This is a genomic window from Rhizobium sp. BK619, assembly GCF_014195245.1.
GTDB classification, from domain to species: domain Bacteria; phylum Pseudomonadota; class Alphaproteobacteria; order Rhizobiales; family Rhizobiaceae; genus Rhizobium; species Rhizobium acidisoli.
The window spans coordinates 407,018-420,598 of record NZ_JACIBH010000006.1; the positions used below are offsets into that span (position 1 = coordinate 407,018).

General features: G+C 58.5%; 9 protein-coding genes and 2 pseudogenes. 6 read left to right on the top strand and 5 right to left on the bottom strand.

The window, feature by feature from the left end; all coding sequences use genetic code 11:
* Positions 1 to 16: 16 nt before the first annotated feature.
* The 6 genes and pseudogenes from FHX14_RS14270 to FHX14_RS14295 all read left to right on the top strand — a co-directional run bounded on the left by FHX14_RS14270 (position 17) and on the right by FHX14_RS14295 (position 3,739).
* Positions 17 to 1,000, top strand: coding sequence for a UbiA family prenyltransferase (locus FHX14_RS14270; protein ID WP_184377569.1), 984 nt, complete (start codon positions 17 to 19; stop codon positions 998 to 1,000).
* Positions 997 to 1,701 (top strand): HAD family hydrolase, encoded by a 705-nt coding sequence (locus FHX14_RS14275; protein WP_184377570.1) that lies wholly within the window; start codon positions 997 to 999, stop codon positions 1,699 to 1,701. Before FHX14_RS14270 ends, FHX14_RS14275 begins: the two co-directional genes overlap by 4 nt.
* Positions 1,698 to 2,063 carry a GtrA family protein gene (locus FHX14_RS14280; RefSeq protein WP_184377571.1) on the top strand — a complete coding sequence of 122 codons (366 nt, stop codon included), beginning with the start codon at positions 1,698 to 1,700 and terminating at the stop codon, positions 2,061 to 2,063. Before FHX14_RS14275 ends, FHX14_RS14280 begins: the two co-directional genes overlap by 4 nt.
* Before the next feature lie 293 nt (positions 2,064 to 2,356).
* Positions 2,357 to 2,584: pseudogene (locus FHX14_RS14285) on the top strand (TSUP family transporter); the annotation flags it as partial.
* Between the two features lie 550 nt (positions 2,585 to 3,134).
* Positions 3,135 to 3,413, top strand: a complete 279-nt coding sequence (locus FHX14_RS14290) for a hypothetical protein (protein WP_184377572.1) — start codon at positions 3,135 to 3,137, stop codon at positions 3,411 to 3,413.
* Between the two features lie 17 nt (positions 3,414 to 3,430).
* The gene (locus tag FHX14_RS14295; protein ID WP_348649247.1) at positions 3,431 to 3,739 is read left to right on the top strand and encodes a DUF932 domain-containing protein; all 309 of its coding nucleotides are present in this window, start codon (positions 3,431 to 3,433) and stop codon (positions 3,737 to 3,739) included.
* 710 nt (positions 3,740 to 4,449) lie between these two features.
* Here FHX14_RS14295 and FHX14_RS14300 read toward each other — a convergent pair.
* From FHX14_RS14300 to FHX14_RS14320, 5 genes and pseudogenes are all read right to left on the bottom strand, one after another.
* Complete coding sequence (locus FHX14_RS14300; RefSeq protein WP_246713397.1) at positions 4,450 to 4,929, bottom strand: hypothetical protein; 480 nt, start codon at positions 4,927 to 4,929, stop codon at positions 4,450 to 4,452.
* 305 nt (positions 4,930 to 5,234) lie between these two features.
* Positions 5,235 to 5,909, bottom strand: coding sequence for a hypothetical protein (locus FHX14_RS14305; protein WP_184377573.1), 675 nt, complete (start codon positions 5,907 to 5,909; stop codon positions 5,235 to 5,237).
* A 9-nt stretch (positions 5,910 to 5,918) separates the two neighbouring features.
* A complete protein-coding gene (locus FHX14_RS14310) occupies positions 5,919 to 6,323 on the bottom strand; it encodes a hypothetical protein (RefSeq protein ID WP_184377574.1) in 405 nt (134 codons plus the stop codon).
* Positions 6,324 to 6,352: 29 nt separating this feature from the next.
* The gene (locus tag FHX14_RS14315; protein WP_184377575.1) at positions 6,353 to 7,138 is read right to left on the bottom strand and encodes a hypothetical protein; all 786 of its coding nucleotides are present in this window, start codon (positions 7,136 to 7,138) and stop codon (positions 6,353 to 6,355) included.
* 1,289 nt (positions 7,139 to 8,427) lie between these two features.
* Positions 8,428 to 13,581, bottom strand: a pseudogene (locus tag FHX14_RS14320) (hemagglutinin repeat-containing protein); the annotation flags it as partial.

Below are 13,581 nucleotides of genomic sequence, written 5' to 3' on the forward strand. Positions count from 1 at the left end.
GAAGGAGGCGTCCGATATGAACACAAGCTTGGCTGACCGCAGGGTGCCCGCAGGCCGAGCGAGCTTGCGCGACTATATCGCCATTGCACGGCTCGATCACAGCACAAAGCATGTCTTCATCGTTCCCGGCATCATACTCGCCTATCTTCTGCGGGGTATCAGAAACGACGACCTGGCGTCCTCGATCCTGCTTGGACTTGTGACCGCGCTCTGCATCGCATCCGCGAACTACTGCATTAACGAGTGGTTCGACCGCGAGTTTGACCAGCATCATCCGACGAAATCGCAGCGTTCCGCCGTGCAAAGCGCAATGAACGGCAGGCTGGTTCAGCTCGAATGGACCGTGCTGCTCATCGTCGGCCTCGGTTGCGCCATCCTCTCGAGCAAGCTTCTGTTTTTTGTCGCCTGCCTGTTTGCGGTTCAGGGCATCTTCTACAATCTCGATCCGATCAGAAGCAAGGATAAGGCCTATCTCGACGTCATCTCAGAATCGATCAACAATCCGATCCGCTTGGTTATCGGCTGGTCAGTGATCGACCCAACGAGCCTACCGCCGGGATCGATCATCCTGGCCTACTGGTTTGGCGGCGCGTTCCTTATGGCGGCCAAGCGCTTGTCGGAATATGACGAGATCGTCGCGTCGCATGGCAAGGAGCTGCTGTCGCGCTACCGGGCGAGTTTTGCCCAGTATACGCAGGTCTCGCTGACCGCCTCCTGCATTGCCTATTCACTGTTTTCGATTGCCTTTTTGTCCATCTTCCTGGTCAAGTATCGCATCGAGTACATGCTCGTCCTGCCCTTCGTCGTTGCCCTGTTCACGACCTATTTCGTGATGGCGACGAAACCGGGCTCTACGGCGCAGAAACCGGAAAAGCTGTTCCGCGAGCCCAGCCTGATCGCGATCGTCGCTGCCCTGGTGGCAGCCTTCATCTTCACGACATTCGTCGACATTCCGCTTCTCGTAACTTTGACCGAGCAGCACTACATCACCATCCGATGATCACGGGGAATGTCGACTGGCGCAGTATCCGCTTCGTCGTCTTCGACGTCGACGGAACGCTATACAACCCGCGCCGGCTGCGCCTTCGAATGGCCGGCGAATTGATTGCCGATGCGGTGGCGAGAGGCAGCTTGACCAATCTGTGTGTGCTGCGCGCATACCGCTTCCTGCGTGAGGCGATCGGCGAGGAGGAGATAGACGACTTTCAGGCGAGCCTGATGGCGCGAACCGTCGCGCGAACCGGCCAGCCAGCCGAAAGGATAGAGGCAATTGTCAGCGAGTGGATCGAGCGCCGACCGCTCGCCTATATCGCATCCTGCCGGTATGAAGGGCTGGTGGAGTTGTTTGCCGAGCTCAGACGGCAGAACAAGGCGATCGGGATCTATTCTGATTATCCTGCCGACGAGAAGCTTCAGAGGATGACATTGTCGGCCGACTACATATTGGCCGCAAGCGATCCCGGCGTCGGCATCCTGAAGCCTGATCCGCGCGGCCTGCAGATGCTGATGCAGCGCGCCGGCGTCGGCCCGGCGCAAACCGTTCTGATAGGCGACAGACCCGAGCGGGATGGCCTTGCGGCGCGCCGCGCTGGTGTCCTGCCGCTCATTCGCTCCGACCGGCCGCGGGAGGGCTGGCTGACCTTTTCAACCTATTCGGACCCGGTGTTCGCAGCGCTGCGGGTAGAGGGAACGTCCAGATGATCTTGTCCAAGGCTATCCGCTATGTGTTCACCGGAGGGCTGGCTGCGTTCGTCGACCTCACGGTGTTTCGTGGCCTGCTGGCGCTTGCCGTGCCCCTCGGCCTTTCGGCGACATCGAGCTGGCTGATCGCGGCCGTCGTCAATTACAGCGTCACTAGCCGTTATGTCTTCAATCAGGCAATAAGCCGCAAGCGCGCTTCGCTGTTCATGATCGGCGCGCTGCTCGGCCTGTCGATCAATGTCTGCGTGACGCTCATCCTCGTGCAACAGGCCGGGCTCTCACCCATATGGGCAAAGTTTTTCGGCATCGGCACAGCCTTCGCCTTCAATTTCCTGGTAAACCTTCTCTGGGTGTTCAGGTAGAGTCTGCCGGCGACGGCGCCATATCTTTGCGTCTTCGAAGGACGGTGCCTAGAATAAGAGAAATTCAGCGGAGCCGTCGGTTGGAAGACTTGTTCGACAGAAGCGCGATATGAAGCATGCCTGAGATAAGAACCCGCCAGCAGGGTCCACGTATTTAGTCCCGGCATTTGATGGTGCATATTTACTTGGCATGGAGGGAAGCACTATGGGCCAGGTTCTACATGGGAGCGCCACGACTACAGAGGCAATCCGTCGAGATACAAAATAGTGAAGAGAGCCTGAGAACGCAGACCAAGAGTCTGAACCCGACGACTGCGGCAAATGCGGTCGCCGTGGTTGTCTTCGTTCTGGCTGGAGCGATCGTCTGGCAAGAGTGCATTCCGATGACAACCGGAGCTGTGATCGGCGGTTGGATCGGAGCGCATATTGGAAGGAGGCTGCCATCACCGTTAGTCCGGGTGCTAACCTTCGCGGTCGCCGTTTTGACGACCACGGTGTTCTTTTCGCGGGCTTACCTTTAAGCGGAGGTCGGGCCCCTCGAGAATTGCAGCATCAGGTCAGTTTGACGGTTTGGTTGCTGATCGACCGTTCAGACGATCATCACTCTCCGCATTCACCTGGAATTATGCCCGCTGCGGGCTTCTCGGCGACAGCAAGCAACACCATTAGATTCCAGCGCCCGACAGGCTGTAGTAGACTTGAGGCGATGGCCGTTCAGGCCTATCGGTAGAAGTCAGTGATGCCCGCCTTGATGGGAACCCGAACTAGCGGCCCACATTATTAGAGGGCCAATTTTCCGCGCCGAAACGGGGGCCTCATTGCTTTCGTGCGGCCTGACAACGGTCTTTGTGGCCGACAAGGAAGAAAAGCCAGTGCATCCTCTGCTTGCGATTGTGCCCAACCTGGCGCGTAGAGCGCGTCCATATGGCCAACGATCATTGCAGCCTCGTCGGCGAAAGGTAAAAGAATTCCTGAACAAGGTCCGTTGGTGCCGAAAATTTATGCGATCTAAACCAAGATCAACTACTTAGATTGCTAGTTCCCGCAGACGTGGGATGGAGAAGGTACATCGTGAGTTTCCTGGGGTTTGGACGCAAGAGGCTTGGGCTGGGGGTCTTTGGACGCAAGGGTCTGGGTGATCCGCAGACGTCGGGGCGCATTTTTGGCGAAAGGCCATCGGTCGGCGACAATTCGCCGTTCCAGCGGTTCTTCGAGCAATTGGAACGCGAACGCGATCTCAACAAGGTCGCGTCCCACCAACAATACGCGACCTCCAAGACAATGGAATTCCTCTCGCCCGAGGAACGGGGAGAACTGCCGCTCCGCAGGACTGGTCGACTCTCAAGTTAAACCGCGATGAAAGGGATATTCTCGCAGACGCCGCCCACGTGCTGCGATTTGGGGACGGCGAAGGCGAAACGACGACCCCGATCAAGGCTGAACAACTGCTTGTTCCCCGCCGTCATGACGACCGCGCCGATGATCTGTGGACGGTCTGGAACGTGGTGCAGGAAAACGCCGTCAAGGGCGGATTACGCGGCATTGGCCGCGACGATCTGGGCAGACCGCGCCGCATGCAATCCCGAGCGGTGAACGGCATCAATCAGGACATCAAGCTCAACAAGGCACTTTGGCTGATCGGTAAGAAGATGGCGGCGCTGAAAGCTGCAAGGTGATTGTGCGAAGCATAAGCGCCGCCGGCACAAGGCGGCGCAACTTCCATGTTCGTCAGGACGACGAGAGCGGGCTGGTAACGCCGCAGCCTGTCCCGAGCCGCATCGAGCGGTCTGGGCCAGGTCGAAGAGGCCCCTGGCGCCCCACCCCTCGAAACTCCCCGCCCGCCCATTCTGCTCCTTGCGCTCATATATTTCCTCACTTTCCATTCAGGGTTGTCTTTAACTTGGCAGCCCCGTTCTTCGCAAGCTGATAAGACGCGTATCCGGGGTCGGAGCGATTGTGAAACGTCACGAAATCATAGAGACGATCGAATAGTCCCATCTTGGTAATGTCCCTCGATCCGCGCTACCATTTGGCAGTTTCTCTGCTCTGGACTTTGTGATCTATTCGCCCTGAGGGTTCCGGCTCTCGGCTCAGCGACCCGGACGGTGACGAGGCTAGGGTAATTTGGAAATAGCCCTAGCCTCCCTCGGCGGTTCGCGAGACATCGTCCTGACGCAGACTATCTGGTGCCAAGGACGTAGTCGGATGAGCTTTTCCAGACTAGTACGCCCCAGCCGAGAAATTCCAATATCCAGCGCCGATGATGCCGGCCAAGGGAGTGGAAGCCGATGAAGTCGCCGTAGGCGAAGGTGTCGGCCGACAAAATTACATGCTCAACAATGCCACTTTGCCGGATCCGAACCACGGCGATCGCTGAGAGCTCAACTTACCAAAACTTCGGACAAGCTCCGAAAGCATCCCCCAGATTGCGAAGAAACGGCCCATCCAGATCGCTCTTCAAGTGAGCTTCAAGGCGTATCGTTCCCTGTGAAATGATCGGCTCATGCAATTGAATTGTAATTTCAAAGCATGTTGCAGTTCGTTCGATGACAAAGCGGAAATATTCGCTCATGTCCAAAAGCTTGAGGATTTTAGGCTCTTTCGATGACAGATCGATCCTAAATTTATCCCACATGTCTGTATCGAACCAAACATCTGTCGCGAGGTAGGAAAAACATCCTGTGGAATGTTTTATACCCAACCGGACGCTCCAACGCGTTGATCGTTGATCGTTTGGATCGAGCTCTAGAAAGCCCATCTCCAAGGAAACGTTTTCCGAGTCAAAAGTTATATCAGTCATTTGTACAAAGCATGTTTGATCACAGGGAGAATGTCCGTCGGTCTTTTGCTGAAAATAATTTCCCATTGGCTGATCGGCGAGAAGATGACGGCGCTGAAAACCGCAAGGTGATTATGCGAAGCATAAGCGCCGCCGGCACAAGGCGGCGCAACTTCCGTGCTCGTCAGGACGACGAGAGCGGGCTGGTAACGCCGCAGCCTGTCCCGAGCCGCATCGAGCGGTCTGGGCCAGGTCGAAGAGGCCCCTGGCGCCCCACCCCTCGAAACTCCCCGCCCGCCCTTATGAAAACGGAGCACAACGAGCGGGGGCAGTCGGTCCCGCTAGTATATCGCCCCCTCCCGCAACAACCACCAATACTGCCTTTCCGATATTCACGGACTGAATTTTGTGAAGGTAATCGAAGGATAGACATCCGGCATGACGCTCCTCATAAGGTCGCGTTCGGCAGGTGTAGCTTCCGATCCCACTACGCGTGGGTTGCTGCGCGTTCCTGCGAGGCGGATGTACCCAGCGTCAACAATCTTCCCCTCGCCAATCGTGATGGCACCATCACCCTCAAATGGGTGGACATAGCTGAATGTTCTGCCGAAGAGTCCGTCCTCGTCCCCTCCCGCTTCGATAGTGATGTTTCCATAGCTGCAGTTCGCGTAGGTGATGACGTAGCGACCAGGGGCGACGGGCACGAACCATCTCGCGTACTTTTGCGCGGTCGCAGAGAACAACTGGCCGAGGACCAGTTTGTTTGGGTTTTGCAAGCGATACGCAGCCGCGGAACCGACAGAGACAGGTGACTCTGTCTCGTCTGGTTTTCCCGCATTGATCCTGCGCAGAGTGATGTAACCACCACAATTCACATCGCCCAACAGCGGCGAGTCCATCATTCGAACAAGAAGGAGGGAGCCCTTTTTGTTCTTGTTTGCCAAAATTTGTGAAGACCCTTCATGTTGCTGGGCAGCAATCTTGGCTGGATCCGGGGTCCCGGCGCATCCCGCCAAGAGGCCTGCAATTAAGCCTAATCCGACCGCGGCAACGAATTTTGCATTCATTCCGAAATCCTATTCAATGTAAAATGAGCCGTCGTAAAGGAACATCAGCAAAGGTGAGAAAATATTCGAGAACTCGTTGGGTTCCATTCTCATGGCATCGAGGATCGTAATCCCACGTGCCTCTGCAGCTTTCTCAACATAATTGATGACATCGGTGAGCGCGACCGGGAGCTGTGGACTCGCGGCCGCCCCATGAAGATGCCGAGCAAGTGCTTTCGCGTCTTCGTCCGATACGGCCTGACCGTCATTTGTATCGTATGCACCGTCCCATTCGCCGGGACCATTCCAGCCGACCGGGGCTATCGTGCCCGCCGGCGACCATCCAAAGGTCTGGGCGAGCGTTAGCATCACGGTCCAATGACGTGTGGTCAGCTTGATTGTTTTTCCTGCCTGATTTCTCAGATTTATAGCCATTTAAAGAAAACCTGTTGATCTATCACTCGCTAAACGAAATCCGGGCGTGGTACATTAGGCATGTTGTCGTAGGCCTTTATGATGGTCTCCAATGGAGTGAGCGCCTGGTCACGGTCCCAATAGACAATCTTCAACCAAGTGGCTGCGCGTAGATATTGGCCGCCGCCCAACCAGGGTCGTTCAAGATTGGCTTGCAGCATACGGCGTCCCGCCTCGAACAAATCATTCTGGTCAAACCGGCCGCGGGCGCGATGTAGGCAGAGAGCGTAGCCGAACTCACATGGTTTCAGCGTCTTCTTCAAAGAGAGAGGCTTCTCGCCGATCCAGTGCTCGTACATGTCGATGCCAGCCTCGAAACCGTCATCATGCTCACCACCCTGGTAAGCGAAGGCCATATAATCGTCTAATCCCGATTTGATGATCTCGTTTCGCGACCAGGGACGACCCTCGAAGCGCCAGGCGGCTTCTTCATAAACCCGGGCCTGATCCCAATGGCCTTCGTCATTCGACGCATCCTCCAACCAGGTTCCGATGGCACGAGCCCAATGAAGATCCCTGTGGTGAAAGTTTCGGTCGGCGCCAAAACGTTCGTCGGCAGCGATAGCTCGATCAAGCCAAAGATTTGAGCGATGAAGCACGGGCGCCAGGATTGTCTGGAGTCCTACTAACCAAGCACTAACAATATCTTCCAGGTCATACTGCGCAATATTGCCAATCGGCTTCTTGTCGTCGTATTCTTTATTTAAAAGTGATTTCAGCGCGGCCTGCTCTTCTTTCAGAAGGTTATTTCTTTTACGCAGAGGGTCGTAAAGCATCATTTATCCTAGCACGGGTTCCCGCCGCAGAAACGTACTCCCACGGAGTTTTTGGCATTTCCCGACCCGACTGTGTTGGTGGTGAAATTTCCCTGTTTCAAATTTTCCAACGCTTTATCTTTTAGCGCGTTAGGGAGATCGTCTACCGCATCTCGGGCCTGACGTAATGCATTTTTCAACGCATCGGAATTCACATCGAAAGTCGGGGAGGACTTAACTGTCGTATAGCCACTCCTAAACTTGTTGTCCCAAAGGAAGATATCCCCTGTGTTCATATCAATAGAGATGATGTCGGCGCCGTGCGTCCCCGCAGCATCACCATACCGCAGGACCTGCTGGCCTGGCAATTTTGCGACCTGGTTGGCGAGCTCGAGTTCGCCCACGTAACCGTTAATTTGGGAGTTGGCGATGTTAGGGTTCGTCGAATTCAGTTGTTTGGGAACATAGTCCATTCCCGCGATCGGCTCAGGCAAACGAGGATCAAGCGGCACCCCATTGCTCATGCGAATGGGCTGCGATTTCTCGACGGCCTGTTGCACCAGGGCCCGTTCCGTGGCGCTCAAGCTACCGAGCTTTGATGTTGCCGCGAAGCGGAGAACAGCCTCCGTGCCGACCACGCCCACGGTCACCACAATCACGCCTGCATCGAGATAGCGCTGGTAACGTTCAGCATCAGCTTCTGAATAGCCCGCTTTAATAAGCGACCAGACAAGGGCTGTCTTCGACTGTTTACCGGTGACCGCCTGTTGAGCGCTTGCAACTAGGGCATTGGCGCTTGCTGCGGCGCCGATCAAGCCGAGGGCACAAGCAACGCCGCCCGTTCCAATGCAGACGGCGCCACCGCCCACAACGCCGACTGTGTCGAGGAAGGCCTTTATGCCCCCCTCCGTCTGGCCAATCTCAACAAGCGCATCAGAAATTGCCTGATCGGGGTTAGTGCTGCCGGCCAGATGCCTTGCCAGGATTGCGTCGTAGTTGACGAGGGCGGATTCCTTGGCGGAAAATCCAAGCGCGCTTTGATAGATGCCAGAGCTGTCGAGGTCCTGCGTATTGGCAGCGTCCATCGCCGCACTGAACTGCTGAAGGTCCTTCATCATATCCCCGCATTGAGCGGACAACGGATCCTTTGAGCAGGTATCGATCAAAGTGAGTGTGTTGCTGCGCGACTTCTTCATGAAGCTGTCGTCGATGGCAGCGAGCGTGTTCAACTGCTCTTTTGTGCAGGACAGATTATTCTGGCACGCGACGAGCAGTTTTCTATTTTCGATTGCAGCTTTCAGGTCTCTGTCGTTGAGATAGTTGTACTGATAGTTTGCGGCTGCGTAGGCAGCTCCCTCACCACCGCCCGCGAACGCAGTGAGCCCTGCGACAAGGCTTGTCGCCACCAAATCTGCAAGTCTCTGGCTGTCAGCGCTATCCGACAGTCCTGCATCCTTCATGAGGCCAGCAACGAGCTGGTCGATATAAGGCGCTATGAGCGTCGATACGGCCCCTCCGAACGCTCCACGAATCGCACCAGGCACATCGTTAACTCCGCCTAGGATCGCGCCACCGAGCGCGTGCAGGGCCGCGCGTCCGACGCCGCCCTCGGCCCAAATCGCTGCATCTTCAGGATGGGGGCCGCTTGCGGCCTGCAACGCTAACCTATTGGCGATATCTGCTACGAGGCCCGCCATCGTCTTTTGGGCCTCCTGCAGATCGGCCTGGGTTTTGTATTGGTCACGCAGGATGTTCTGCAGATCCGGCAGGCCTGGCAGTGAGGTGTTTGTATTGTCGGTGTCACGCCGAATGGTGCCGAGATCCTGTGTCTGGTGTTCCGGATCAGTGATGGTGATGCCGATGTTCGGTCCGATGGCCGAATACGCCTTGCCGGTTTCCTTTTCGCCAGCCTTCACCGGCGGCGACAACGAGAGGCCGCTGGTGCCGATGGAGCCGCCGTAGGTTTCAGCCTTCCAGGACGAATGTGTGTCGATGTCGGTTACCGTCAGCGTGCCGGTATTGAACGTGTTACGGTCGGCTGGCGCCTCGCTGGTGATCAGGCCGCCGACGAGCGAGGTCTGACCGCTGACATCAACGTCAAGACCACCTGTTCCGGCATGGATGCCAGATTGCTCGGAGACAACGACGGCATCGCCCTTGGCCTTCTGCGTCACACCTGAGATACCGGAGGAGCCGAAGCCGATCTGGCCCGAGACATTGAGCTGATCCGCCTTCGCCTTGGCGGTGTCCACCTGACTTTCGATGGTCAGCGACTTCGCATCAACGGTGACCGAGTCACCGGTGACCGTCGCGCCCCTCAGTGCCAAATCGTTGGTCACAATGGCGACGTCACCGGTGCCATTGATATGAGTGTTGGTGTGGGTGAGCTCGGTGGTGCCAGAACCGCCCTTGCCGTACGAGCCGCTGGCGCCGACGCTGGCTTTGCAGCCAGTTTCCGTGGTGCAGCCGAGATTGACACCAACGCCTGCGTTCCAGGAGCTGTTCGTGTCGGCCGTTTCGGATGTTCCGGCGGCGGCATTGAGATTGATGTCGCCATTTTTTGCCGACAGGAAAATATCGCCTGCCTGAGGGTCGCCTGAGATTGTGGGCAGACCGAACTTGTCATAGCCGGCAATGATTTGCGCGCCGTCGCTTGTGATGGAGCCGTTCTCGGCCTCCAAAGCGACAGACCGACCGGCGCGAATGGTGGTGACGACAGGCGTCGAGGACGACGATGACGAACTACTTTCCTGGTGGCTGATACCGGCGTTGATGCCGATGGTAAAGGAAAGGCCCGTTCCGATTTTCGGGTCGGTGCTGGTCAGGCCGTCATAGACACCCTGAAGGTTTTTGATACCTTGATAGAAACTGAGGCCGGCAATTGCGCTGTTGGTCAGCCCGTTGACGCCGCCCGAGTCCGACAGGCGTTCTGCCCCGTTCATGATGCTCTGCGCTGCACTCCCCAACTGGCTGGAGACGCTGAGCGTCACGCCGGCGAAGGTTTTCTCGTGCACTTCCTGATAATTGGAGACGTCGTTGGCCGACAATAGATTGATATCGTTGGCGGCGATCACGCTGACGTCGCGCTCGGCCGAGGCCTGCGCGGCCTGCAGGTTGACGTTGTTGCCGGCGGAGATGTTGAGGTCGCGGCCGGCGGACAGCGCCGACGCTGCATTGGTGTCGGCCTGCTGCGCCGAGCCGTCCTTAGTCGTCTGCGCGCCGATGCCGACCGAGAAGCCACCGTTGCCGGCGGAGAAGGACAGGCCGAAGCCGGACTTCTTGTCCTCTTTCGATTCCGAGAAACTTTCCGCGCCCGGCGTCACGTTGACGTCGCGTGCCGCCGACAGGTTGATGTCGCGCTCGGCGTCGACCGAGGAGCCCATGATATTGAGGTCGGTCTTACGTGCCGTGAGGTTGACGTCCTCGCCGGCCGAAAGCGCCGAACCAACATTGAAGGTCGAGGATTGCGCGCCGTTCTTCTCATGGCTGCCGTAGATCGACAGGAAACCGCCGCCGGAGCCGACGCCGATGCCGGATTTCTTGCTCTGGCGCTCGACTTCATGCGCCTCCTGCGCGCCGATGACTGAAACGCTGTCGGCTGTGACGTTGATCGAGCCGTCGGCATCGACCGTCGAACCGGCGATGACGGCCGCCTTGCCGGCGTCGAGATTGACGTCGCCGCTGGCGCTCAGCTGCGAGCCGACCATCTCTTCGTTATAGGCATCGTACTTGCTGCTGCCCTTCGACAGGAACCCGCTGCGCTTGCCGCTGTCGTGTTTGGTCTCGGTATCTTTACCCGAGGTGACGATGAGGTTGCCGCCGGCCTTGATGTTGAGATCGGCATTATGGTCCTCGTCGCCAGCCGTTACGTTTGAGGCCGAGATGACCGTATCCTTGCCGGATTCGATATCGACGCCGCCACCGCCAGTGATGGCGGAGCCGACGGCCGTCGTCGTTTCCAGATGCGTGGTCGTCTTCTCGCTCGTGCCGAGGAAACCGCCCTTGCTGCTGAGCTTGGTGTCGAGGGTCGCGGTGTCGGTGGCTTCGGCGATCGTCACGTCGCCGTCGGCCTTGAGAGCGACCTTGCCGTCGGCGGCAAGCTTGCTGCCGACAATGTTGAGATCGTGATCGCCGCTGCCGTTGCCCGCTTTCACCGAGAGATCGCCGCCAGCCGATATCTCCGAGCCGACATGGGTGATCGACGAGGCGGACTTCTTGCCGAAGGTGGATGCCGATTGCTCCTGGGCGGCGGTGATATTGATATCGTCGCCGGCGGCAAGCGCGACATTGCCCTTGGCCTCGACGGAGGAGCCGGAGAGCAGGATGTCGTCTCCGGCCTTGATCGTCGCATTCGTGCCGGCGGAAAGCTGCGATTGCTGCTGGTCGGTGGAAAGCGTCCTGGTGTAACCGGACTGGTTGTTGCGGGCGACATCGGCCGAGACCACGGCCACAGAGCCCTTGTCGGCCGTCACATCGAGCGTCGTTCCCGCCTTGGCGGAACTGCCGATGACATTGACATTGTCGGTTGCCTTGATCGTCAGGGCTCCGCCGCTGGCGATCTGGCTGCCGGTGGCATTTTGCTGGCCTGCATTGTCGACCTTGGCCGCCGCGAGCGTGACATTGGTACCGGTGAGCTGGGCGGAGCCGCCGGCGTTCACCTTGACGCCCTTCAGCGCCAGATCGCCGCTGCCGCCGGCAAGCTGCACGTCGCCCGATGCCGTCACACCGGCATTGGTGTTGACCATGTTCTGACCGCCGATCGTCATGGTCTGGGCGGCCAGCGTAATACCATTGGTGGCGTTGAGTACCGTGTCGCCGCGCGACAGGAACGTGCCGCTGCCCTGAATGGTCTTGCCGGTGACAAGCCCGCCGGCGGATGCGATCAGGCCGGAATTATCGAGATTGCCGACAGTCATGTCGACCGAGCCGCCCGCCATGGCTGCGCCGGCGCCGGTCAGCTTCTGCCGGTCGGCGACCGCGACGTAGACGACGGGCGCAAGCACCTGGACGCCGTCGACAGTCTGCCACTGGTAGAGGACGATCGACTCGGTCAGCGCCGCCGCCTGCTCAGGCGTGAGACCCTGGCCAACGACCAGGTGGTGCTTCGCGGCATAGTCGGCGCCATTGTCGAGCAGCGTCTTCATCTGCTCGATGGCGCTGTTGCCGGCAATGAAGGTGCTTCTGCCGAGGCCTTCGCCGACGAGCTGCCGCAACTGCGTGTCGATCAGCTGGTTCTCGAAATAGGCATCGCCCAGGAACGGAACCGTCGTCTCCGGCTGATAACCGATCTTGCCCATGAAATAGGCGGAGCCGTAGAAGGTGCCGACATCAAGAAACTTGGCGCGGGTTTCGAACAGGAATGTCTGTCCCGGGATCGGGTCGCCGAAACCGCCCGAGCGCGGATTGGTCGAGGCGACAAGGGTGGTGCCGAGGCCCGAGTTGACGTTGAAGAGGGTGCCGCCGGCCGTCAGGCCGGAGAGCGCCGACAACGGATCGCCGGGATTGCTTGCGGCCGCGACGCTGGCGCCGCCGGCCATCGAGCCGGCTGCCGACGTATTGTTGACGCTGCCGAAATCGACGGAGAGCGCCCCGTGCGCCTTGATATTGGCCGATACGCCGCCGATCGCCTGGACGGAGCTGACGATCGTCGTGCCGTTGGCGATGTTCTTCAAGGGATTGGCGTTGCCGTTGGCATCATAGGCGGTGCAGGCGCCCTGGGCGCTGCAGGTCGTCGTCGTCGTGCGGAAAAGGGTGACGCCGGTGTTGGTCAGCGTCGAGCCCTTCAGCGTTGCGTCGCCGCCGGCCTCGATCGAACTGTAGGCATTGGTGAGATTGGTGGCGTCGATGGTGAGATCACCACTCGCCCGGATCGTCGCTTCCGGGCTCAGCGTGCCGATCAGCCGATCCTCGTAGACCGACTGGCTGAGATGAGACGACCAGTCCCATGAATAGGTGGTGCTTTCGTCCGAGCCGCTGAAATTCACCTCGTCGACGATGAAATAGCGCGACGGATTGTTGGGATCGGCAACCGGATTGCCGTTCGCATCCCGCGGCACGCGGGCCCTGATCCAGTCGATGATCGGCGTGACCTTCTCGGGGCCGTCGGCCGAGATCCAGGTCCATGCGCGATAGGTCGTGCCGTCGGCAAGCGTCGCCTTCGACCAGAGCAGCGGCTCATAATCCTGCCACAAGCCCGGATCGACGCCGGCATAGAGCTGGAACATATTCTGATCTGCGGTCTCGAGATAGCCGAAAGGCAGGCCGGCGGCGGCGGGGTTCAGCGTGAAGCCGGTCAGGACGCCGGAGGAAATCAGTGTCCCGGTCGTCCATTGCGGCGTGGCGGTCCGCTTGTTGACCAGGTTGCCGGTCAGGATGGACATGTCGTTTCCGGCCTGGATGAGGCCGGAAATATTGGTGACCTCAGTACTTCTCTGCGCCGATGTGACGCCTGCAATCTTGAGGTC